The sequence below is a fragment of the Actinocrinis sp. genome (assembly GCF_035938995.1).
Lineage (GTDB): Bacteria > Actinomycetota > Actinomycetes > Streptomycetales > Catenulisporaceae > DASZGI01.
In genome coordinates this window covers 1-21,357 of the sequence record NZ_DASZGI010000324.1, presented here as the reverse complement: position 1 = coordinate 21,357, position 21,357 = coordinate 1, and the positions used below count along the sequence as shown (strand labels likewise).

Sequence of the window (21,357 nt, the reverse complement as noted above, 5' to 3'; positions counted from 1 at the left end):
AGTCGCGAGAGCTTCTACGCCACAAGGTGAGGCGTAGTAACACTCTACACCTCAGCGCCGCAGACCATGATCACCACTGTGGGAGGGGCTGCCTAGCGGTACCACTTTCTCCCGGGCGGCAACTCCTCCACGTGGAATGTGCGCGTAGTGTCCTTCGCCGTCAGGTCGGCGATGCACTGGGCCGCAAGCTGAGGCGAGTCGTAGCGATAGGCGTTGGCCTTCACGAATGTGATCCCGTCAGCTCCCCACGACCTGCCCCAATAACTCCCGGAATCGGTTGCGATGATCCAGCTCGCGGAGATCGTCATGTGGCGAGCGTAGATTGGCACCTCGCCTTAAGCAACAGCCGATGCCTCCGCCGGTGGCCCCATCGCCTCAGCGCGGCATGATCGTCTCGCCCAAAAGATCGCCGTCACCTGCGCGCGGCGCGCGACAGCGGATGCGTCGATGACACGCCGAACGCCGACCGGCGCTGAACCCTTTGCGAGATCAGCCGGTCGTGACGGGGTGCGACGCGCCGCTGTCCGCGAGGGCATCGTCCACCGTGCGGTACTCGGGGAGTATCCGCGTCAGCTTCGTGATCCTGATGATCCGTGCGAGTGACGCTCTCGCGCCCACCAATCGCACCCACCCACCGCACAGCACCGCCCGATGAGCGGCCTCGATCAGCGTTCCGAGTCCGGACGCATCACAAAACAGCAGGTCGCCGACGTCGACCACGATCCGCGTGCATCCCTGAGCCGCCAAGGCGGACATCTGGAAGTTGAGCGCCCCGGTACCGGCGATGTCCAACTCGCCGGAGAGCGCGACGATCGCGTGGCCCGGTTGCGCGCTGACGCTCACCTCGAGCCAAACCGGCTCCCCCGACATCGCGTCCCACTCCGGGTGGGCGCGGACGCGTGGCGAGCCTGAATCCTCGTCACGAGATCCGATCGGTCGAGGGGCGGACACAGTCAGCTCCGGTCTGTCTCATGCGCGGCAAGGACGTCACCGAGGTCCGGAGCGACACACGCAGCGTACCCGTCGCCATGGCCGAACACATACAAATCACCGCTTCGCCACCCCGGAGATCAAACTCACCGTGATGGGTCATGGTCGATATCGGGCGCGTCGGAGCATAGGTGGAGGCGGCGGGGCATGCGAGTGTGCAAGCAGCGAGTAAACCGGCTGATCGACGCGGCGCGGCTAAATCGACACGGTACCCCGGCGCTGCGCTCGCTAGTCCGGCACTGCGCTAGTCCGGCGCTGGCTAGACAAGAACCGCCCTCGCCAGTGCGCGGTAACTGTGGGCGACGGCACGCCAGTCGAGCGCCCGCGCGAGGTCGGTGCAGCGCCCCGTTAACGTCTCGGCCAAGCCGGGCTCGGTGAGGACACGGCGCACCGCGTGCGCCATCGCCCCGGGATCGCGCCGCGGCACGACGAGTCCGGCTCCCCCCGCGAGCAGTTCCCGCGCATACGGGAAATCGGTGGCGACCACCGGGCGCCGCGCCGCGACCGCCTCGCTGAGGGCGCCGGAGACGAATTGCTCCGGGCTGTCGTAGGGCAGCAGTACCAGATCCGCGTCGCGCACCATCGACGTGAGCTGGTCGGACGCCCGGTAAGCAGGGTTGAAATCCACCAGCCCCGACATCCCCGAGGACCTGGCCCTCTCGTGCAGAAAGTCGCGATAGGACTCCCCGTGCTGCGCCAGCACCCTTGGATCGGTCCGTCCGACGACGCGGTAGCGGGGCATAGGGCGAAGGTCCCGCAGCTGAGCGAGCGCGGCGATGGCCCACTCGATCCCCTTGCACGGAGCGAGCAGACCCCAGGTCAGGATGATAGGCGGGCCCGCGCCCGTTCCTGCCGGTCGCGCTGCGTCGCCCGCGACAGCGCCGTGCGGGATCACGGTGACGCGGTTCGCGCTGATCGGATAGGCCTCGAGAAGCGCGATGGCGGCACTGCGCGACAGCACGACCACGGCCGCCGCCGTATCCGCGATCCGCTGAACCACGAAGCGCTGATGCGGCGTCGGAGCCGCCGACACCGTGTGCAGAACCGCGATCACGGGGACGGTGACGCCGGCGAGCACGTCGAGGAGGTCCTCGCCGTCCAGACCGCCGTAGAGCCCTTCCTCGATCTGGATGATCACGACGTCGAACCGGTTGAGCGCGTCGGCCACGCGCAGCGCGCCGAACGGCTGGCCGCTGATCAAGCGCACGACCCGGTCGTGCGGTATGTGCGGGCCGGGACCGTCGACCACCGGGACGACGCCGCAGTGCTCCCCACTGGCCGGATCGGCCAGGTGGTTCATCAGCGCCGCGCAGAACGTGGCCACCCCGGATTCCGTGGGCGGAAATGCGCTCAAGAACGCGTAGTTGACCACTGATGCGCACCTTAGGGCAGCGTGAACGAGTGGCCGGAGACTCGAGCCGCCGAGCCAACGGCCTCACGCGGGACAGCCCTCCTTGGGAACCCGACCGCGTGGTTTGTCGGTGGCGCGCTCACGCACGAGGAGAGCGAGTGGGGAAGCTCATCTAGAAGACGGAGAGGCGTTCCGCCTCCCCGCGCCGTTCGGGGCGGACGGCGCCAAAACCGGCGAGCCCGCTCACAGTAGCACTCCCCCAGCACTCCCCCGGGTGCGTTGATCACCTCGCGTCCGGCACACGCACCGCACCGGCCGACGCAACGCCGCGACCGGCCCGCGCTCAGAAAACGAGCAGCGCGGGCCGATCCATTCTGAACCGCTCAACCCGCGCACGGACGGCCGATGTTGCGGGGAGCCGCAGCGGCCGACCGGGGAAGCCGAACACACCGCTTCCTTGAGCCTAGCCCCAACACTCGCGACGTGCGACCCGCTGGACCGTCGGCTCATGCGTCGTCGACCGACGCACCGGCTGCCCGAGGCCGTACACTGGACTTCTTGGCAAACCTTGCCATCGCCCTTTGTTACCCGCGTCGCAGCCGGCGCCCGGCATCGGGACACTCACCAGGGAGTTGGTCGGGTTGGCTCGCAAGGGCAGTCTGCATCGCGGCACGCGAGTCGGTGGCGGCCCCAGGGGCGACAGCGACCGGGGCCTGCTGGACGAGCGAATCCAGATCGACTACTTCTGCTCCCGTCGCCACCGCTGCACGCTCAGTTTCGCGGTCCAGGCGGCAATACCAGAACTCTGGGACTGCCCGCATTGCGGCCAACCGGCCGGGCGCGACGAGGACAACCCTCCGCCGACCACGACGACTGTCGCGCCCTACAAGACGCATCTGGCCTACGTCCGGCAACGGCGCAGCGACGCCGACGCCGAACTCCTGCTCGGTGAGGCACTGGCCAAACTGCGCGCCTCCGACGAGGACTAAGTCCTGGTCCTGGTCGGTGGGTCGTTGGCGCTCACCGACCAGACGACGGGCGCTGCCGGTGCCGACGATTCCGCTCACGCAGGTCAATGCCTCAAAGCGCCTAGAGCTCAGTTCTTAGCCGTACAAATGTTGGTACGGCGCGATACGCCACAACTCAATGAAGAAGCTTGATTGAGATCTCCACAGTGGCGGCGCAGCAAGAACAGCGACCGGTACAGCACCGACACGCCGCGGTGGCGCGAGTCCCAGTAGGCCCCGTTCGCCCGATCATCGGCCACCGGATCGCCGGCGCGCGGATCCACCTCCTCGCCCCGCGGAGACGCCTCCCTCACCGCTGGTCGATCGATGCGTGATCGAGTGCGCAGACCCCTTGCGCGCGGGCCCGAACGGTACTTGGTTGCATGACATCGGGTCCGGGCCACCGACGCCCGCGTCAGGCGGGCACAGTCCCGGGCCGCACCTGAGGCGAGGTAACACCATGACCAACATGGAAGTCGAGACCCAGGTCCGCAAGTTCACCGAAGCCCCGCTGCACCTGCTGATCGGCGGGCAGTGGGTGGACGCCGCCGACGGCCGCAGCTTCGAGTCGGTCGATCCGGCGACCGAGGAGCACCTGGCCACCGTCCCGCACGCCGGGGACGAGGACGTGAACCGGGCCGTGCGGGCCGCGCGCGCCGCCTTCGAGGACGGATCCCCCTGGCGGACGATGACCCCGTCGCGGCGGGGCAAGATCCTGCACCGGATCGGCGACCTGATCCTCGAGTACGCCGACGAGCTGGCGCTGCTCGAGTCGCTGGACAACGGCAAGCCGATGGCGATCGCCCGTGTCGCCGACGTCCCGCTGGCGGCCGACCTGTTCCACTACATGGCCGGGTACGCCACCAAGATCGAGGGCGAGACGATCCCCTTCTCGCTGGCCGAGCCGGGCCGCTACCTGGCCTTCACCCGGCGCGAGCCGGTCGGCGTGGTCGCCCAGATCATCCCGTGGAACTTCCCGCTGCTGATGGCCGCCTGGAAGCTCGGCCCGGCGCTCGCGGCGGGCTGCGCGATCATCCTCAAGCCCGCCGAGCAGACCCCGCTGTCCGCGCTGCGTCTCGGCGAGCTGTGCCAGCAGGCCGGGCTTCCCGACGGCGTTCTCAACATCTTGACCGGCTTCGGCGACGCGGGCGCCGCGCTGGCCGCGCACCCGGACGTGGACAAGGTCGCGTTCACCGGGTCCACCGAGGTCGGCAGGTCGATCGTGCAGGCCGCCGCCGGGAACCTGAAGAAGGTCTCGCTGGAGCTGGGCGGCAAGAGCCCGAACATCGTCTACGCGGACGCCGACCTGGACCAGGCGGTGCGCGGCTCGGCCGGGGCGATCTTCTTCAACGCGGGCGAGTGCTGCGTAGCCGGCTCCCGGCTCTACGTCGAGCGCCCGGTGTACGACGAAGTGGTCGCCGGGGTGAAGCGCGAGGCGGAGTCCATCAAGGTGGGCCGGGGCACCGATCCGGACACCCAGATGGGGCCGCTGGTCTCGCGCGAGCAGTTCGACCGGGTCACCGGGTACATCAGGTCCGGCCTCGACGACGGCGCGCAGGTGGCCGTGGGCGGGGAGCGGGTCGGCGACCGCGGCTACTTCGTGCAGCCGACCATCCTGACCGGCACGAGCCCGCAGATGAAGGTCGAGAGCGAGGAGATCTTCGGCCCCGTCGTCGTCGCGATGCCGTTCGACAGCCCGGAGGACGTCGCGCGCAAGGCCAACGCCACCAGCTTCGGCCTGGGCGCCGGGGTGTTCACCCGGGACATCGGAAAGGCCATGCGCACCGCGGAGACGCTGCGGGCCGGCACGGTCTACATCAACACCTGGAACGTGTTCGACGCGGCGGTCCCGTTCGGCGGATACAAGGAGTCCGGCTGGGGCCGCGAGATGGGGCACGAGGTTTTGCGGAACTACCTGGAAGTCAAGTCGGTCATCGCGGACCTGAAGTGAGATCAGGCGGGCGGCGGGAGACCCGCCGCCCGCCCTCCTGAACTGACGGGCGTCCTAACGCAACCGCCACGTGTCAGTCAGGGAGGGAGCACGTGTCAGTCAGGGAGGGAGGGAAACGCGCGGGTGCCGTTCATTCCATCTGCGCGGAGCCGCACAGTTTCTGGCTCTGGTGCTGGTCACGGTCACGTGACGGGGGCAGCACCAGAGCCAAAGAACGTGTCGACTCCAAACCCGATCCGCCCCACTCGACCATCGTCAGACGGTGGTGCCGCACTCCGGGCAGAACTTGGCCGCGGCGGGTACCTGGCTCTGGCATGAGCGGCAGGTTTCGGGCCCCGCTACTTTGGTGCCGCATTCCGCGCAGAACTTCGCGCCGTGGGTCTCCGCGCCGCACTGCGGGCACACCAGGCGCCGCTCGGTCGTCACGTCCAAGTCCTGTGCCAGCTGCCCGCCGACGGAGTACGCCTGATCGCGGGCCGCCGCGACCTGGCCTTGCGCGCGGGCCTGCTCGACCTCGGACTGCAGATCGGGGGCACAGTTGAGACACAGCCCGCGGTCGGCGCTGTAGCAGTTGTCGCAGGTGTGGTTGTGGCAGCGCGAGCAGCGGTTGAAGTGCCCGGCGGCCTTGGTGATTGCGCGCTGGAACGCTTCGTCCCTGGCCTTGTGCCAGCCGGACGTGGCCAGTCCCTCGGCGGCGTTGGCGACGTCCCACCCGACGTTCGAGGTGACGCCGCCGACCATGTTGCTGGCCCGTCGCAACCAGCCGCTGGCCCGGCCCAGCGAGTACTGCTCGTAGCCGGAGCGCCAGGTGTCGCCGCACCGCTCGCAGTAGAACTCGAACTCGAAGCCCGAGTCGTCGCCGTAAGAGCGCGACAGATCGCGGTTGTTCTGGCTGAACCAAAGCTCGTTGGACACGGGACCATCCCCCCTCAAGCCCCGCACGGCACGGGGCATTGCCACGACCATGGCGGATCACAGACCCACCTAGGCGCCGTAATTCGGGGCCATAGTACAGAAGTTCGCGCCGCGCGACGGTGAACGGCGCCCTCCGTCCAGGGTTCGGCAGGGCGATGCCGGTCAGACTACGAGCGCTCGTGCGGGACCAGGGCGTGCGCCGGTCCGTCTCGGTGGGGTCGAAACACGGTGGCACGGCACACGCCCGTCGGTGGCAATCTCCATCATGGAGTCATGGCGAACGCGAACCTTGCGACCGGCAGCGTATGGCGGCTGCACCACGGCGACCAGGAGGTCGCCCGGCTGGCTGTTACCGACACCGACTGGCCGTGGGTGCACGCCCGGGTCGAGACCGTGGCCGGCTTCGAGGAGTTCCGCCATCTATTCGTGGAGCAGGAGCAAGCCCTCGACGAGGAGGACTGGGAGCACGCCGACGCCTGCTACGACCGCATCCGCAGCGCGCTGACGATGACCTTCCCGGACGGCGGTGCGGTCGCGGAGTTCATGCTGCACATTCATGATGACGGCACGGCCGGCTGGCGCTGGCACGACGAGCCCTTCGACACAGCCGACGGCCGATGACCCGCTGGCTGCGCTGTTTCTGGGACGCACGGCGTGCAGGTCACCTCATTCACGGTCTGCATGTGGTCGAGCAGCTCGCGGCGCAGGGTGCCGATCACGCGCTCGCAGATCGTGTTCGCCCGAGCGCCCGCGGCGGGCTCCCGCCGATTCGCAGCCCGCAGGAGCCCGAAAGCGCGGATCAATTTGCCAAACGCATGAAAGGTCAGGGGTAGGCGAACCCGCTGCCCGGAGCTAACCTCACCAGCGAACCACGGTAAGGCAGAACCCGAAGTCGGCTGCTGCGCCGGCTTCGGTCAGCGATCCCACTCGCACGTCTGAACCGCGGTTCACCCACCCACGGACTCGCGTGGTCCACGAGACCCACGGGAGTCGCCCACGGCGTCGGCGTGCTGCTCGCCGACGCCTCGAACCAGGAGCGTTCAGCATGCACATCAACAGCAACGGATGGCGCCTACCGGCGGCCACCCTGCTGGCCGTCGGCCTGGCCGCCGCGGTGAGCACCGGCCAGGCCTCGGCCACCGCCAGCGCCAACAGCCCGACCGGGCAGTACGTCGCGACGACGAATGCCGCGCAGGCCGGGGAGAACATGCAGTACGGCGGCGGTCCGGTCCAGATCCACCCGGTGGTCTACCTGGTGTTCTGGGGCAAGCAGTGGAACACCGACACCAACGGCATACCCGCATACCTGACCAGCCTGTTCAACGGACTCGGCACGACCACGGACACCTGGTCGCGCATCACCTCGCAGTACACCGACTCCACCGGCCAGGGCCCGACGTTCAGCGGGGCCGTCCTGGGCGGGGTCTGGATGGACAACGCCAAGGCCGAGCCGACCAACCCGGGCGCCGGCGCGATCGCGAGCGAGGGCAACCGGGGCGCGGCTCACTTCCACGTCTCCGGCAACGTCAACGCCCAGATCGTCGTGCTCAGCGCGCACGGCACGCACCCCGACGGGTGGCCGAGCTCCGGGTTCTGCGCGTACCACGACTACTCCGGCACCGTCTCGTTCACCAACATGCCTTACCAACTCGACGCCCCCGCCGGCAGCCGCTGCCCGAACGACGCGCTCGGCGGCAAGCTGGACGCGTTCAGCATCGTCGAAGGCCACGAATACGCCGAGTCGATCACCGACCCGCAGGCCGGCAACGGCTGGGTCGCCCCGAACGGCGAAGAGATCGGCGACCAGTGCGAGGCCAACTTCCAGAAGGTCACGCTCCCGACCGGGACCTTCGCCATGCAACCCATCTGGAGCAACCACGCCAGCGGCTGCGTGATCCACGACTGACCTCGCGGCGGCGAAGGACTGTGCGGTCCTTCGCCGCCGCCTGACGTGGTCGTCCGGCGGGGCGGAGGACGTAGAGCGCCAAGCCGTCAGCACGCCGCACCGCCGCACCGCCGCCGAGGAGATACAATCGATTGCATTCCCGGGCGGCGGGAGGGCCATGCAGGAGACCTTCGAACTGGTGGTCAACGGGCAGCGCCACGTGTCGGCGAGTCCGCGCGACACTCCGCTGCTCCACGTACTGCGCCATGAGCTGGATCTCAAGGGCAGCCGCTTCGGCTGCGGACTGGGCCTGTGCGGGGTCTGCTTCGTCCTGATGGACGGCCATCCCACCCCGGCTTGCGACACACCGTTGTGGTCGGCGGCGGGGCGCAAGATCGTGACGATCGAGGGGCTCGGCGACAGCGATTCGCTTCATCCGGCTCAGCAGGCCTTTCAGCGTGAACAGGCCGCGCAGTGCGGTTACTGCGTCTCGGGGATCCTGATCAGCGCGGCGGCGTTGCTGGCCGACAACCCACACCCGGACGAGGCGGATGTCGTCGCGGCGCTCGACCGGCATCTGTGCCGATGCGGGGCACAGCGCCGGATGATTCGAGCTTTGACGCGTCGGGCGGACGCGGCGTGACCGCCCGCCAGGTGAGCGTCGCCCTGGACGGCACGATCACCGTCCGCGTCGGAAAGGTGGAGCTCGGCCAGGGGATCGTCACCGCGCTCGCGCAGATCGCCGCCGACGAGCTCGACGCGGATCTCGCTCACGTCACGATGCTGCCCGCGAACACGGCCGACGGGCCGGACGAAGGGATGACCGCCGGGAGCATGTCCGTCGCCGAGTCGGGGGCAGCGCTCCGCAGTGCCTGCGCCGAGGTCAGGATGCTGTTTCTGGCCGAGGCGGCGCGGCGGCTGGGCGAGGAACCCGGGCGGGTGGTTGTCCGGGACGGCGTCTTCAGCAGTGCGGACGGCGCGCGGCGGACGAGCTATGGCGAGTTGGCCGATGGGGTTGATCTCGACCGGCGTGCGGAGGGTGTCGCGCTGCCGAAGGATGCCGCTCGGCTGCGGATTGTGGGCACTGACGTGCCGCGCTTGGATCTTCCGGACAAGATCCGCGGCGTTCCCCGATTCATCCACGATCTCGTGCTCGACGGCCAGCTGTACGGGCGGGTGGTACGTCCGCCGTCGCCCGCCGCGAGTTTGATCGAGGTGGGCACGGCCCGCATCCGGGAGTGCGCCGGGGTCGTGTCAGTAGTCGTGGACGGCAGCTTCCTGGGCGTCGTCGCCGACGACGAGGCGGCTGCCGACCGCGCCGCTGCCATGCTGCGGGACGCCGCGCACTGGAAGGAGCAGGACAGCCTTCCCAACGAGAACGACCTGCCAGCTTTTCTGCGCAGCGTGCCCTCGGAGACGTTCACAGTCGTGGATGAGTTCGACGACGCAGCGACTGCGGCGCCGGTCGCGAAGACATTGGCGGCCAGCTACAGCCGCCCCTATCTCGCGCACGCCTCGATGGGGCCGAGCTGCGGCGTTGCCCGCTGGGACGGCGACTCGGTCCAGATCTGGAGCCACAGCCAGGGCATCTTCCCGCTGAAGCGTGCGGTGGCGAAGGCCTTGCAGCTGGATCCCGACCGCGTCAGCGTCCAGCACGTCGAGGGCGCAGGCGCCTACGGCCACAACGGCGCGGACGATGCCGCCTTCGACGCGGTGCTGCTGGCGCGCTCGGTCACCGGACGTCCGGTGCACGTGCGCTGGAGTCGCAGCGACGAGCTGACCTGGTCGCCCTTCGGCTCGGCGATGGTGGTGGACCTCGAGGCGGGTCTGGACGCGGCGGGCCGCGTGGTCTCCTGGTCCTGCGACGTTTGGAGCCAAGGCCACCTGGCCCGCCCTGGGACCGCAGACGGAGCCCCGGGCCTGCTCGCCGCCGCGCATCTCGCCCGGCCGATCCCGCTGCCGGTCGCCGTCGACCCACCGGCGTCGCGTGGCGCGGGCTCGACGCGCGGCGCCGTGCCCCAGTACGACTTCCCCCGGCGCCGGATCACCGGTCACCGCTCGCTGCGCGCGCCCCTGCGCACCTCGTCCCTGCGCGGGCTCGGCTCGTTCGCCACCGTGTTCGCGATCGAATCCTTCATGGACGAACTGGCGGCGGCGGCCGGCCGCGATCCGCTCGAATACCGTATGTCTCAGCTCTCTGATCCACGCGCCCGCGAGGCGCTGGAGACCGCGGCACGGCTTGGCGGTTGGGAGGACCGCACGCAGGATCCTGAAGGCGTCGGCCGCGGCATCGGATTCGCCCGCTACAAGGGCACCGGGGCCTACTGCGCCGTGGTGGCCGAGATCGAGGCGGTGAACGAGGTCCGGGTGCGCCGGCTGTCGCTCGCCGTGGACGTCGGCCGGATCGTCAACCCGGACGGGGTGCGCAACCAGATCGAGGGCGGCGCGGTCCAGGCTGCGAGCTGGACGCTGATCGAACGGGTCCGGTTCGACCGCCGCCGCGTCACGAGCGTCGACTGGGAGAGCTATCCGATCCTGCGCTTCAGCCAGGTCCCAGAGGTCGACGTCACCCTCGTGTCCCGCCCGGATGAGCCGTCGGTCGGCGCCGGGGAGGCCGCGCAGGGCCCGACGGCTGCGGCACTCGGGAATGCGCTGGCAGCCGCGTTGGGGGTCCGAGTGCGCGACATGCCGATGACGACCGAGCGCATTGTCAGTGTTCTGGAGAGCTGACCCGGCGGCGGATCAGCCGAGACCGTCGTCGACCTCTGCTATCTCGGGTTCAAGCCGCAGCCCCGCGCTGGCCGCCTGCAGGTCCAGCAGCACGGCGAAATCCTCCGCCCCCCGGCCGGTGCTGATCGCGCCCTGCACCAGCTGCTGGGTGACCGCCGCCAGCGGCATCGGCACCCCGAGCTCGCGCGCCGCCGCCAGCCCGAGATCCAGGTCCTTGCGCAGCAGCACCGGTGTGAACGTCGGGGTGTAGTCGAGGTGCACGAAGGCAGGGGTCTTATATTTCGTGAAGGCGGATCCCAGAACGCTGCCGTTGACGAAGTCAAGGAGCGCAGCCCGGGAGACTCCGCCCCGCTCGGCCAGCACGGCGATCTCGGCCAGCGACTGGGTCAGCACGCCGAGCAGCAGGTTGTGGCAGATCTTCACCAGCCGTGCGGCCTCGCCCTCGCCCGCGTAGGTGACCGTCGCCGCGATCTTGCGCAGGAACGGCTCGGCCTGCGCGTACGTCTCCTCGGGCCCTGACACGACGAGGCTGAGCCGTCCGGCGGCTGCGACCTTCCCGTTGCCGCTGACCGGCGCCGCCAGGAACGCCGCGCCGCGCTCCTGCGCCGCCGCGCGCATCACGGCGGACGTGCCAGTCGAGACGGTGGAGCAGTCCACGATGATCGAGGGCACCGAGGCCCGGCCGTCGAGCAGCCCGCCGGGCCCGGTGAGCACCGTCTCCAGGTCGGCCGAGGCGGAGACCGTGGTGAACACCAGGTGGCAGCCGGCCAGCTCGTCTAAGCTCTCTGCGACCCGCGCGCCGTCCGGGATCAGCGCCTCGGCCTTGGACCTGGTGCGGTTCCACACGGTCAGGTCGGCCCCGGCGCGGGCCAGCCGCCGGGCCATCGCGGCGCCCATCCGGCCGGTGCCGATCCAGCCGACCGGCAGGTCCGGCAGCTTCTCGTCGGCCATGTCAACTCCTCGTCACAGTTGTGGTGCCGCCGCCCAGGTAGAGGTGCGTGATCTCCGGATTGGCCAAGACCTGGGCGCCGGTGCCCGACAGGCGCACCCGCCCGCTCTCGACCACGATCGCGCGGGTGGCCAGGGAGAGCCCGGCCCGCACGTTCTGCTCGACCAGCAAGACCGTCCGCCCTGCCTCCCACATCGTGCGGACCTGGCGAAGCACCGTGCGCAGCGTCTTGGGATCCAGACCCATCGACGGCTCGTCCAGCACCACCAGCCGGGGATCCAGCATCAGGCAGCGGGCGAACTCGACCAGCCGCTGCTGGCCGCCGGACAGCGAGCCCGCCTTGTCGTCGGCGCGCTCGCGGACGGTCGGCAGCGCCTCCTCCACCTCCCGCAGGCGCCGGGCGACCAGCGCCCGGTCGCGCAGCAGGAAGCCGCCGAGTTCCACGTTCTGCCGCACCGTCATGTCCGGGAACAGCGTGTGGTTCTGGGCGACCTGCACGATTCCGCGCTGCAGGATCCGGCGCGGCTTGAGCCCGCCGATCTCCTCGCCGCGGAACAGCACCCTGCCCTGGCGCGGCGCGAGCTGGCCGCTGATCACGCGCAGGATCGTCGACTTGCCCGCGCCATTCGGCCCGACGATGCAGGTGATCTCGCCCTCGGGCACGGACAGGCTCAGACCGCGCAGCACGTCGCCGCCGCCGTAACCCGCCCACACCGCGTGGAAGTCGAGGAGCCCGCTCACGACGGCTCCCCCTCGTCCAGCGCGCCGCCGAGATATGCGTCCAGCACCCGTGGGTCGGTGCGGATCTGCTCCGGCGCGCCGTGGGCGATCACCGCGCCGCGCTCCATGACTGAGATCACGTCGCACAGGCCCATGACGAACTCCATGTCGTGTTCGACCACGAGGAAGGTCACGCCCTGCTTGTTCAGCTCGCGGATGTACCCGCCGAGCTGGTTGACGAGGGTCGGGTTGATCCCGCCTGCCGGTTCGTCGAGCAGGATGATCCGCGGCTCCTGAGCGAGTACCAGAACCAGCTCCAGCAGCTTGCGCTGGCCGTAGGAGAGCGCCCCGGCCGTCGCGTGCGCGAGGCTCGCGAGACCGACCGAGTCAAGGAGCTCCAGGCAGCGCCGGTCGCCGTACAGCTCCCTGCGACGCGCGCGCGGCACACCCGCGCTGCCCACCCGCAGGTTCTCCAGGAGGGTCAGCCTGCCGAAGACGCGGGTGATCTGGAACGTGCGCCCGATGCCGAGCGCGCAGACCCGGTCCGGTCCGCTGCCGGTCACCTCCCGGCCGCGCAGCAGCACTCTGCCACCGTCGGCGCGCTCGTACCCGGTGATGACGTTGAACGCGGTGGTCTTGCCCGAGCCGTTCGGACCGATCAGCCCGGCGATCGCCCCGTCGTCCACGGTGAACGAACACCCGGACAGCGCCTGCACGCCGCCGAAGCTCTTGCTCAGGTCGCCGACCTCCAGAAGCGCGGTCATTCCACCACCCCGCTGCGTGCCGCCGTCGGGCTTTCGTCCGCCCCGGCGGATAGCGGGCCGGCGGATTCCCGCGCTTCACCGGATCGCAGGCGCCTGATCCGGTAGGCGCGCAGCAGGCGGCCGAGCGCCGGCACGATGCCCTCCGGCAGGAACCCGATCACCAGCAGGAACAGCGCACCGAAGACGATCAGCGCCAGGCCCGCGTCGGTCAGCTCTGTGTTCAGGTATTGCTGCACCGGCTCGAGAATCAGGGCACCGATGACCGGGCCGCTGATCGTGCCGAGGCCGCCCAGAAACGCCATCAGCGCGACGGTCACGTCGAAGAGCGCGTCGAACGCGAAGGGCGGATAGACGCTGCCGATGTAGTAGGCGTAGACGGCGCCGGCCATTCCGGTGAGCGTGCCGGTCAGCACGAACGCGGTCAGCTTCACCCGCCTGGTGCGCACCCCGAGCCCCAGCGCCCGGTCCTCGTCGTCGCGGATCGCCAGCAGCTTGAGGCCGAACGACGAGCGGCGCACCGCCCAGGCGACTGCGACCGCGATGATCGCGACGGTCAGGGCGGCCATGTAGAAGTAGTCGTTGTACGCGACTGCCAGCCACGGCGGCACGGGCAGCGGCATGCCCGCCGAGCCGTCGGTGATCGACCGCAGGTTGTAGGCGAGCAGCTGGAAGATGAAGAAGATCGCGATGGTGATCACCACGAAGGTGTGCCGCCTGGTGCGCAGGGCCAGCCAGCCCACCGGGATCGCAATGACCCCGGTCCCGACGCCCGCGAGGGGCACGAGCGCGAAGACGCCGACGCCGCCGCTCATACCGAGGTGCGTGGCCAGGTTGGCCATGACGTACGCCCCGCTGCCGTAGAAGGCTGCGTTGCCCAGCGCCATGTAGCCCGAGTAGCCGGAGAAGGTGTTCCAGGCGGAGGCCGCACCGACGTAGAGCAGCGTGAAGATCGCGACCGATGTCGTCGCCGGATTGCTGAACACGAACGGGAAGGTGACGGCGACGACGAGGATCACCGCGAGGCAGGCCAGACGTCCGAGTCCTGACGTCCACCAGTATCCGCCCGCTGACGGCGTGGACAGAGCTGGCGTAGACAGCGCCGGTGTGGACGCCGCCGACGGTTCAGTGCGCACGCGCCGCCTCCCGCCTGCCGAACAGCCCCTGCGGCCGCAGCAGCAGGATCACGATGAGCACCGCGAAGAACATCGTGCTGGCCCACACCGGCGACCAGACCACCGCGGTGACGTCCTCGACCACCAGCGCGACCACCGCCGCGACCAGCGCGCCCCCGATGCTGCCGAGGCCGCCGAGCACCACGATCACCAGCAGCCGCGAGATCAGGTCGTAGCCGGAGTTCGGGTTGAACGAGGTCGTGGCCCCGAACACCATGCCGCCGACCGCGGTCACCGCCGCGCCGATGCCGAAGGTCAGCGCGGACACCCGGTCGATGTCGATGCCGATGAGCTCGGCGCCCGCACGGTTCTGCATCGACGCGCGGATGCTGAAGCCGGGCCGCGACCGGTACAGGAACAGGTGCAGCGCGCCGAGCAGCCCGACCGCGAGCACGAATCCGAACACATAGATGTAAGGCAGGTGGAAGCCGAGCAGCCGCCAGGACCGGTCCACGTACCAGGCGTCGATGCTGCGCAGGTCGGTCGAGTAGATCTGGGTGAGGATGCCCTCGATCACGATCGCCACCGCGAAGGTGACCAGGATCGACAGCGCGGTGCGGTTCTGCGGACGCAGGCGCCTGATGAAACCCCATTCGATTATGACGCCAACCAGGAACATCATCGGCACGGTGAGGAACAGGCCGAGGAACGGATCGATGGCCAGGTCCTTCTGGAGCGTATAGCTGAGGTAGGCGCCGAGGACCACCATGACGCCCTGGGCGATGTTGATGATCTCCATCACCCCGAAGATGAGCGTCAGCCCGGCCGCCATGAGGGCGTACACGCCGCCGGTGAGCACCCCTTCGACGACGGCCTGGGCGATCTGCGTGCCCACGGGTCACTCCACTCCCTTCCCACCCGCCGGGGCCGGGTGCGGTACGGCCCCGGCGGGCGGCTCGCGGCCTACCAGGCGGGCTTGGGGAACAGCACCGGCCCCTGTCCGGACAGCACCGGGGCCAGCACGCCGCCGGACTGCGGCTTGTACGGGAGCAGCTGCCCGTTCTGCCACTGGAACACATAGGCGTACGCGTCGAGGTTCTGACCGGTCGAGTCGAACTTCACCGGTCCCTGGACCGAGGTGAAGGTGGCGCTGTGCAGGTTGGTGATGATCTTCGCCTGGTCCAGCGAGCCGACGTTCTTGATCGCCTGCGCGGTGACCTCGCCGACCGCGTAGGCCTCGGGGACGTCCGAGCTGATGTCCGCCGCGGTCCCGCCGTAGGCCTTGAGATACGCCGCGACCATGGCCGCGTTCCCGGTCTCGGTCGACTGCGGGAACCACTCGTTGGGCACCATGATCCCGTCGGTGTTGTTCATCCCGACGTTCGAGATGAACTGCTGCCCCTGGTCGGGCCCGGCGGTGGCGATGAACGCCTTCGGGTTGTAGCCCTGCTGCACGAACTGCTTGATGAACGCGGTCACGTCGGGCAGCAGCGTCCCGACGAGCACGACGTCCGCCTTGGCGCTGATCATGCCGGAGGCGATCGGGCTGTAGTCGGTCGTCTCGGTCGGATAGAGCTTGTTGTAGACGGTCTTCACGCCGGCCGCCTCAAGCACCGCCCGCGCCGCGTCCAGCTGCGGGGAGGTGAACGGGTCGTCCTCGCTGGCGTAGGCGGCGGAGGCCGGCCGGGACGCGGCGGGCATCGCGGCGATCCACCGGGCGAAGCTGACCAGGTTGTTGGCCACCGGGAGGCTGACGTCGAACACGTCCTTCAGCCCGCTGGTGAACACCGAGGGGCCGCCGCCCGCACCCTCGACGAACGCGTATCCGTAGCGTGCGACGACCTGGGAGGCGGCCTTGGTCAGCGAGGTCGAGAACGGGCCGAAGACCAGGTCCGCGTGGTCGACGCTGATCAGCTTCTGGTAGTTGGTGGCGACCTGGACCGGGCTGCTCGCGTCGTTGACGATGTCCAGCGTCACCTTGCGGCCGAGGATGCCGCCCGAGGCGTTCACGGTATTGGCCCACAGCTGGTAGCCCTGCTGGAACGCCATGCCGTCGGCGGAGTCGTCGCCGGTCAGGGAGAGGGAGACGCCGATCTTGATGGGTGCGCTCGAACCTGGCCCGCCGGACCCGCCGCCGCTGCTGGAGCACGCGGCCAGGGCCAGGAACAGCGCACCCGCCGTCGCGGCCCTCAGGATGCCTTTCGGGCCTCGCCGCGCCGACCTTCGCTTCGTCAACCTTCGCTCATCTCCTTTGAAGGGAAGGGATTGATCTCGAAGGGCGTACAGGGGAAGGGTTTCGCAATTTTGGCAATCGATTGCAGCGTGTCAGCGTGCCACTCGGCCGTCAATAGCGAGCGCATACCTGCTACAAAACCGCAAACGATTGCGAAATCGCCCGAAGTCGCAGTAGCCTCACCGTGCTGGTTTTCCCACAGCGCTGGTCTTCCCACAGCGCACGGCGTTCCCCCGGCGAAGGGATCACCCGATGGCGACAAGTCCGGTCGAGGCGGGCCGGCCGCGGACGGCCACCGTCCGGCTGGGCGTGTTCAGCCCCTCCGTCGTGCTCGGCGTCGCGGCGCAGACCGGGGCGCTGGCGCGGGCCGGGCTGCGCGTGGAGGAGATCGCGGTCTCGTCCTCGTCGCAGCAGTTCTCCCTGCTGCTCGAGGGCGAACTCGATGCCGTGCTCACCAGCCCCGACAATGTCATCTCGTATCGGCAGTCCTCGGCGAATCCGCTGGGCCGCAGCGCGGACGTGCGCATCCTCGCCGCAGTGGACCGCGGGCTGGGGCTGTCGTTGTTCGCGGCCCCGGGCGTCGACCCGGGCACCGGGCTGCGCGGCGGCGTGCTCGGCGTCGACGTGCCCACGTCGGGATTCGCGTTCGCCGCGTACGAACTGCTGGCCCGCCGGGGACTGCGCAGGCTCGCCCACTACACGGTCGAGCCGATGGGGACCACGCCGATGCGCGCGAAGGCGCTGATCGCAAACCGCTGCACCATGACCATGCTCAACGCCGGCAGCGACCTGCGGGCCGAGGACGCCGGATGCACCCGGGTGAGCCGCGCGTCGTCGATGGGCCTCTACGTCGGCACAGTCCTCGCGGCGCGCGGGACCGACATCGACCGCGACCTGCCCGCTCTCCGCGCGCTGACCACGACCGTGGTGTCGACCTGCCGCGCTCTGGCCGCAAAACCGCAGGGCGAGACCGCGTCCATGGTCACCCGCGCCCGCCTTGGTCTGGACGCGCACGGGACCGCCCGCTACCTCGCGACCCTCGCCGACCGGGTGGAGGGCCTGATCCCCGACGCCCGGCTCGACGACGCGTCGCTGTACACCCTTCGGATGCTTCGCGCCCGCCACGCCGAGCCCAGAGTCCCCGTCGACGCCGACCCCGGCCTTGTCGATGAGCGCTTCCTCGCGTTCACCGGTTGAGGAGCGGTACATGGACGATCGACTCGCGACGGCTCTGGAACACTGGGCGCCCCGGCTCACCGGGAACGGCGTCCTGCCCGCCGACCTCGCCCGCGTCGCGACGGGCATCGTGAGCTGGCACGAGTGGTGCGACGCCTGGATCGACGTCGCCGCGGAGCACGAGGGACTCGGCCGCGCCGCCTTGGCGGCGGGCAGGCTCCTCTCGGCCGGCGAGCACCTGCGCCGCGCCGCGGTGAGCTACCACTTCGGCCGGTTCGTCTACTTCGAAGACCTCGAACTCGCCGGGCGGGCCGCGGCGGGAGCGGTGCGCTGCCTCACCGACGCGCTGCCGTACCTCGATCCCCCGGGCCGCCGCTTCGCGATGCCGTTCGAGGGCGCACAAGTCGTCGGCGTCCTGCGCACCCCGCGAGACCCGGCCCCGCACCCCCTGGTGATCCTGATTCCCGGTCTGGACTCGACGAAAGAGGAGCTGTCGGTCGTCGAGGACACCTTCCTGCGCCGGGGTATGGCGACGCTCAGCGTGGACGGCCCGGGCCAGGGTGAGACCGCCGATCGCCTGCCCATCCGTCCCGATTACGAGGTCGTCGGCGCGGCGCTCCTCGAAGCGCTGGGCCACGACCCGGCGATCGACTCGGACCGGATCGCCGTCTGGGGGATCAGCCTCGGCGGTTACTACGCGGCGCGGATCGCGGCGGCCGTGCCCGGCATCCGCGCGTGCGCGTCGCTGTCCAGCCCGTTCGAGATGCGCCACGTGCTCGAGAGCGGCCCGGCGCTCACCCGCGAAGCCTTCCGCCGCCGGTCCGGGGCCGTGGACGACGCGGACGCGGCGAAGAAGGCGGCGCAGCTCACACTGCGTGACCACGCTCTCAAGATCGCCTGTCCGCTGCTGGTCCTGTGCGGCGGACGCGACCGGATCACGCCGCCCCTCCACCAGGCGCGGCTGGCCGAGGAGGCCGGCGCGGAGGAGTTCCTGTTCTTCGAGACGGGCAACCACGGCTGCACGAACCTGCTCGACCACCACCGCCCGTACGTCGCGGACTGGATGGCGCGGAAGCTCGCGGTCGGGCACCGCCGGTGAGTCGCCGCCCTACTATGCATAGCGTGCGACGACCCACCCTGCGAGACGTGGCCGACGGCGCGGGAGTGCACCCGGCGACGGCGTCGCGTGCGCTGAACCCGCAGACCCGGCACCTGGTCAGCCCCGAGACGGCGGACCGGGTGAACCGGGTGGCCCGTGCGCTGGGGTATCGGCCGAACCCGGTGGCGCGCAGCCTCAAGACCTCGCGCTCCTCGAGCATCGGGCTGATCATCCCGGACCTGACCAACCCGCTCTTCCCGCCGATCGTGCGGGGCGTGGAGGACGTGCTCGGCCCGGTGGGCTACAACGCGTGGATCGCCAACACGGACAACGACCCGGCGCGGGAGGAGGCCGCGGTCGAGTCCATGCGGAGCCGGAACGTCGAGGGCTTCGTCTTCGCCACCGCGCGCCTCGAGCACCCGCTGCTGGAGGACTTGGCGGCGGCCAACACCCCGGTCGTCCTGGTCAACCGCCGCCTGGCGAAGCCGACCGTCCCGTCCGTGACGGCCGACGACGCGGCCGGGATCTCGATGGCCCTGCACCACCTGGTCGAGGAGGGGCACAAGCGCATCGTGCACCTCGCGGGGCCGCAGGACCTCTCCACCGGTGTGAACCGGCTGCGCGCGTTCCGCCAGGCCCTGCACGAGCACGGCCTGGACGAGAACCAGACGCGCATCGAGGTCTGCCGCTCCTGGACGGAGGCGGCCGGGGCGGAAACCCTCAACAAGCTGCTCGCCGAGGGCGCGGACTTCACGGCGATCCTGGCCGGGAACGACATGCTGGCCCTGGGCTGCTACGACGTGCTGGCGGAGCACGGCTTGCGCTGCCCGGAAGACGTCAGCGTCGTCGGCTTCAACGACGCGGCGTTCATGGACAAGCTGACCCCCGCACTCACCACCGTCCACAGCCCGCAGTACGAGCTCGGCGCGGAAGCGGCCCGGATGCTGCTCGAAGAGCTCAGCGAGCCGCGCACGCACCCGCGTTCTGTGGTGCTCCCGGTGACGTTCAAGGTCCGCGGCTCGACCGCCCCGCCGCGGAGCCCTTGACGGCGCACCCTCACTCACATCAACACTCTAATAATTAATACTCTAATATCTGTGCCGAGGACGCCGCGCTCCTGCCCTGGCCGGTCAGCGCCGCGCCTCGATATCGGTGAGCTTCGCGGCGACTTCTTCGGCGCGGGCGATCGCGGCGCGTTCGAGCACCTTGCTGATGCTCGGGGACGCCTCACCGCCGGTGACACGTTCGATCGGGGCGTCGAGGTGGGCGAAGCAGCGGCGTTGGATCTCGTCGGCGAGCCAGCTGCCGTAGGAGGTGCCCAGGGCGCCCTGTTCGGCGATCAGCACCCGGTTGGTCTTGCGGATGCTCGCCGCGATGGTGTCCCAGTCCAGGGACGCGCGGTCGAGCCAGCGCAGGTCCACGACCTCGGCGTCGACGCCGGTTTCGGCGACCGCGTCGAGGACGTAGTTGGTCATCGCCAGGTAGGTGAGGACGGTCAAGGCGTTTCCGGTACACCGTACGGCGGCGCGTCCGACGGGCAGGCAGTAATCCATGTCCTCGGGCCGCGCGGGTCCAGTGCCGCGGCTGGTGTACAGGTCGACGTGTTCGAGCACGACGACGGGGTCCTGGCAGCGCAGCGCGCTGTTCATCAGCCCGACGTAGTCGAAGGGGGTGGAGGGGGCCGCGATGCGCCAGCCCGAGGCGGTCGCGAATATGCCGGCCGGGTCCATCGAGTGCTGTGAGCCGTAGCCGGTGCCCATGGCGACCTTGCTGCGCAGCACGAGCGGTACGGGGTCGTCGCCGCCGAACATGTGGCGGGCCTTGCCGATCTGGTTGAACAGCTGGTCGGCGGCGACCCACATGAAGTCGGCGTACATGAACTCGACCACGGGGCGGAAGCGGCCGTCGAGGGCGAGTCCGCCAGCCAGCCCCGCGAAGGCGTTCTCGCTGATCGGGGTACCGAGCACCCGGTCGGGATAGGCCTCCTTCAGCCCGCGGGTGGCACCGTTCGTGCCGCCGTTGAGCCGGTGCACGTCCTCGCCCATGACGACGATTCGATCGTCCTGCTCCATGCGGCGGGCCATCACGCCGGCGACCGCGTCGATGAACTTCACCTCGCCGAATCCGAGGACCGCCTCGTCGTCGGCGGTCGCGTCGATAAGCACTGTCGCGCCGGCGAATTCGCTCAGGTCGCCGCGCACTCCCACGTGCGCGAAGGCAGGGTCCGGCCACTCGGCCGGCTTGATGCGCCGCTGCCCGGGCTTGCCGCCGCTCACTGGTTCCAGTAGCGCGCTGCCCAGCTCGCGCATCGTGTCCTTGGCGCGGGCGGCCGCATCGGCGAGCTGACCGGAGGTGAGGATGCCGCGCCGTTCCAGGTGCCCGGTCAGCTGCGCGATCGGGTCGCGCGCCCGCCAGGACGCCTCTTCCTCCTTGGTGCGGTAGCGGAAGGCGCTGCCCGGGAACGGCCCGTTCTGG

The 21,357-nt window shown here is 69.9% G+C and carries 20 protein-coding genes; 9 read left to right on the top strand and 11 right to left on the bottom strand.

Features of this window, described 5'->3' with window-relative positions; all coding sequences use genetic code 11:
- Positions 1-92: 92 nt before the first annotated feature.
- The 3 genes from VGZ32_RS23120 to VGZ32_RS23110 all read right to left on the bottom strand — a co-directional run bounded on the left by VGZ32_RS23120 (position 93) and on the right by VGZ32_RS23110 (position 2,362).
- A complete protein-coding gene (locus tag VGZ32_RS23120; protein WP_326888261.1) occupies positions 93-308 on the bottom strand; it encodes a hypothetical protein in 216 nt (71 codons plus the stop codon).
- A 181-nt stretch (positions 309-489) separates the two neighbouring features.
- Positions 490-870, bottom strand: coding sequence for an STAS domain-containing protein (locus VGZ32_RS23115; RefSeq protein ID WP_326888260.1), 381 nt, complete (start codon positions 868-870; stop codon positions 490-492).
- 379 nt (positions 871-1,249) lie between these two features.
- Positions 1,250-2,362 carry a glycosyltransferase gene (locus tag VGZ32_RS23110; protein ID WP_326888259.1) on the bottom strand — a complete coding sequence of 371 codons (1,113 nt, stop codon included), beginning with the start codon at positions 2,360-2,362 and terminating at the stop codon, positions 1,250-1,252.
- A gap of 620 nt (positions 2,363-2,982) precedes the next feature.
- Between VGZ32_RS23110 and VGZ32_RS23105 the strand changes: the two genes are divergently transcribed.
- Positions 2,983-3,330, top strand: coding sequence for an RNA polymerase-binding protein RbpA (locus tag VGZ32_RS23105; protein ID WP_326888258.1), 348 nt, complete (start codon positions 2,983-2,985; stop codon positions 3,328-3,330).
- 478 nt (positions 3,331-3,808) lie between these two features.
- On the top strand, positions 3,809-5,299 hold the full coding sequence (locus tag VGZ32_RS23100) for an aldehyde dehydrogenase family protein (protein WP_326888257.1): 1,491 nt from the start codon (positions 3,809-3,811) through the stop codon (positions 5,297-5,299).
- Positions 5,300-5,554: 255 nt separating this feature from the next.
- Here the strand turns inward: VGZ32_RS23100 and VGZ32_RS23095 are convergent, their stop codons facing one another.
- A complete protein-coding gene (locus VGZ32_RS23095; RefSeq protein ID WP_326888256.1) occupies positions 5,555-6,214 on the bottom strand; it encodes a zinc ribbon domain-containing protein in 660 nt (219 codons plus the stop codon).
- A gap of 273 nt (positions 6,215-6,487) precedes the next feature.
- Between VGZ32_RS23095 and VGZ32_RS23090 the strand changes: the two genes are divergently transcribed.
- From VGZ32_RS23090 to VGZ32_RS23075, 4 genes are all read left to right on the top strand, one after another.
- The gene (locus VGZ32_RS23090; protein WP_326888255.1) at positions 6,488-6,835 is read left to right on the top strand and encodes a hypothetical protein; all 348 of its coding nucleotides are present in this window, start codon (positions 6,488-6,490) and stop codon (positions 6,833-6,835) included.
- Positions 6,836-7,259: 424 nt separating this feature from the next.
- Positions 7,260-8,120: a hypothetical protein gene (locus VGZ32_RS23085; protein ID WP_326888254.1), complete on the top strand. Its 861-nt coding sequence runs from the start codon at positions 7,260-7,262 to the stop codon at positions 8,118-8,120.
- Between the two features lie 157 nt (positions 8,121-8,277).
- Positions 8,278-8,742, top strand: coding sequence for a (2Fe-2S)-binding protein (locus VGZ32_RS23080; RefSeq protein ID WP_326888253.1), 465 nt, complete (start codon positions 8,278-8,280; stop codon positions 8,740-8,742).
- A complete protein-coding gene (locus VGZ32_RS23075; RefSeq protein ID WP_326888252.1) occupies positions 8,739-10,829 on the top strand; it encodes a xanthine dehydrogenase family protein molybdopterin-binding subunit in 2,091 nt (696 codons plus the stop codon). The genes VGZ32_RS23080 and VGZ32_RS23075 overlap by 4 nt, the downstream gene beginning before the upstream one ends.
- A 12-nt stretch (positions 10,830-10,841) precedes the next feature.
- On the opposite strand, the gene VGZ32_RS23070 is transcribed toward VGZ32_RS23075, so the two are convergent.
- The 6 genes from VGZ32_RS23070 to VGZ32_RS23045 all read right to left on the bottom strand — a co-directional run bounded on the left by VGZ32_RS23070 (position 10,842) and on the right by VGZ32_RS23045 (position 16,609).
- On the bottom strand, positions 10,842-11,780 hold the full coding sequence (locus tag VGZ32_RS23070) for an NAD(P)-dependent oxidoreductase (RefSeq protein ID WP_326888251.1): 939 nt from the start codon (positions 11,778-11,780) through the stop codon (positions 10,842-10,844).
- Between the two features lies 1 nt (position 11,781).
- Positions 11,782-12,519 carry an ABC transporter ATP-binding protein gene (locus VGZ32_RS23065; protein WP_326888250.1) on the bottom strand — a complete coding sequence of 246 codons (738 nt, stop codon included), beginning with the start codon at positions 12,517-12,519 and terminating at the stop codon, positions 11,782-11,784.
- A complete protein-coding gene (locus VGZ32_RS23060) occupies positions 12,516-13,262 on the bottom strand; it encodes an ABC transporter ATP-binding protein (protein WP_326888249.1) in 747 nt (248 codons plus the stop codon). Before VGZ32_RS23060 ends, VGZ32_RS23065 begins: the two co-directional genes overlap by 4 nt.
- The gene (locus tag VGZ32_RS23055; RefSeq protein WP_326888248.1) at positions 13,259-14,395 is read right to left on the bottom strand and encodes a branched-chain amino acid ABC transporter permease; all 1,137 of its coding nucleotides are present in this window, start codon (positions 14,393-14,395) and stop codon (positions 13,259-13,261) included. The genes VGZ32_RS23060 and VGZ32_RS23055 overlap by 4 nt, the downstream gene beginning before the upstream one ends.
- Positions 14,385-15,269: a branched-chain amino acid ABC transporter permease gene (locus tag VGZ32_RS23050; RefSeq protein ID WP_326888247.1), complete on the bottom strand. Its 885-nt coding sequence runs from the start codon at positions 15,267-15,269 to the stop codon at positions 14,385-14,387. The genes VGZ32_RS23055 and VGZ32_RS23050 overlap by 11 nt, the downstream gene beginning before the upstream one ends.
- 68 nt (positions 15,270-15,337) lie before the next feature.
- Positions 15,338-16,609 (bottom strand): amino acid ABC transporter substrate-binding protein, encoded by a 1,272-nt coding sequence (locus tag VGZ32_RS23045; protein ID WP_326888246.1) that lies wholly within the window; start codon positions 16,607-16,609, stop codon positions 15,338-15,340.
- A gap of 250 nt (positions 16,610-16,859) precedes the next feature.
- Here VGZ32_RS23045 and VGZ32_RS23040 point away from each other — a divergent pair, with 250 nt between their 5' ends.
- The 3 genes from VGZ32_RS23040 to VGZ32_RS23030 are packed head-to-tail and all read left to right on the top strand — an operon-like array spanning position 16,860 to position 19,928.
- Positions 16,860-17,804 (top strand): hypothetical protein, encoded by a 945-nt coding sequence (locus VGZ32_RS23040; protein ID WP_326888245.1) that lies wholly within the window; start codon positions 16,860-16,862, stop codon positions 17,802-17,804.
- 10 nt (positions 17,805-17,814) lie between these two features.
- Positions 17,815-18,882: an alpha/beta hydrolase family protein gene (locus tag VGZ32_RS23035; RefSeq protein WP_326888244.1), complete on the top strand. Its 1,068-nt coding sequence runs from the start codon at positions 17,815-17,817 to the stop codon at positions 18,880-18,882.
- A 23-nt stretch (positions 18,883-18,905) separates the two neighbouring features.
- Positions 18,906-19,928, top strand: coding sequence for a LacI family DNA-binding transcriptional regulator (locus VGZ32_RS23030; RefSeq protein ID WP_326888243.1), 1,023 nt, complete (start codon positions 18,906-18,908; stop codon positions 19,926-19,928).
- Positions 19,929-20,012: 84 nt separating this feature from the next.
- Here the strand turns inward: VGZ32_RS23030 and VGZ32_RS23025 are convergent.
- The coding region (locus tag VGZ32_RS23025; protein WP_326888242.1) for an alpha-ketoacid dehydrogenase subunit beta at positions 20,013-21,357 on the bottom strand (1,345 nt) is incomplete at its 5' end.

Bases quoted from the DNA above. Each gene is read 5' to 3' on its own strand.
- VGZ32_RS23120 (WP_326888261.1), bottom strand. From the start codon at position 308: ATGACGATCTCCGCGAGCTGGATCATCGCAACCGATTCCGGGAGTTAT.
- VGZ32_RS23080 (WP_326888253.1), top strand. From the start codon at position 8,278: ATGCAGGAGACCTTCGAACTGGTGGTCAACGGGCAGCGCCACGTGTCG.
- VGZ32_RS23060 (WP_326888249.1), bottom strand. From the start codon at position 13,262: ATGACCGCGCTTCTGGAGGTCGGCGACCTGAGCAAGAGCTTCGGCGGC.
- VGZ32_RS23085 (WP_326888254.1), top strand. From the start codon at position 7,260: ATGCACATCAACAGCAACGGATGGCGCCTACCGGCGGCCACCCTGCTG.
- VGZ32_RS23040 (WP_326888245.1), top strand. From the start codon at position 16,860: ATGGCGACAAGTCCGGTCGAGGCGGGCCGGCCGCGGACGGCCACCGTC.
- VGZ32_RS23090 (WP_326888255.1), top strand. From the start codon at position 6,488: ATGGCGAACGCGAACCTTGCGACCGGCAGCGTATGGCGGCTGCACCAC.
- VGZ32_RS23070 (WP_326888251.1), bottom strand. From the start codon at position 11,780: ATGGCCGACGAGAAGCTGCCGGACCTGCCGGTCGGCTGGATCGGCACC.
- VGZ32_RS23100 (WP_326888257.1), top strand. From the start codon at position 3,809: ATGACCAACATGGAAGTCGAGACCCAGGTCCGCAAGTTCACCGAAGCC.
- VGZ32_RS23035 (WP_326888244.1), top strand. From the start codon at position 17,815: ATGGACGATCGACTCGCGACGGCTCTGGAACACTGGGCGCCCCGGCTC.
- VGZ32_RS23115 (WP_326888260.1), bottom strand. From the start codon at position 870: ATGTCGGGGGAGCCGGTTTGGCTCGAGGTGAGCGTCAGCGCGCAACCG.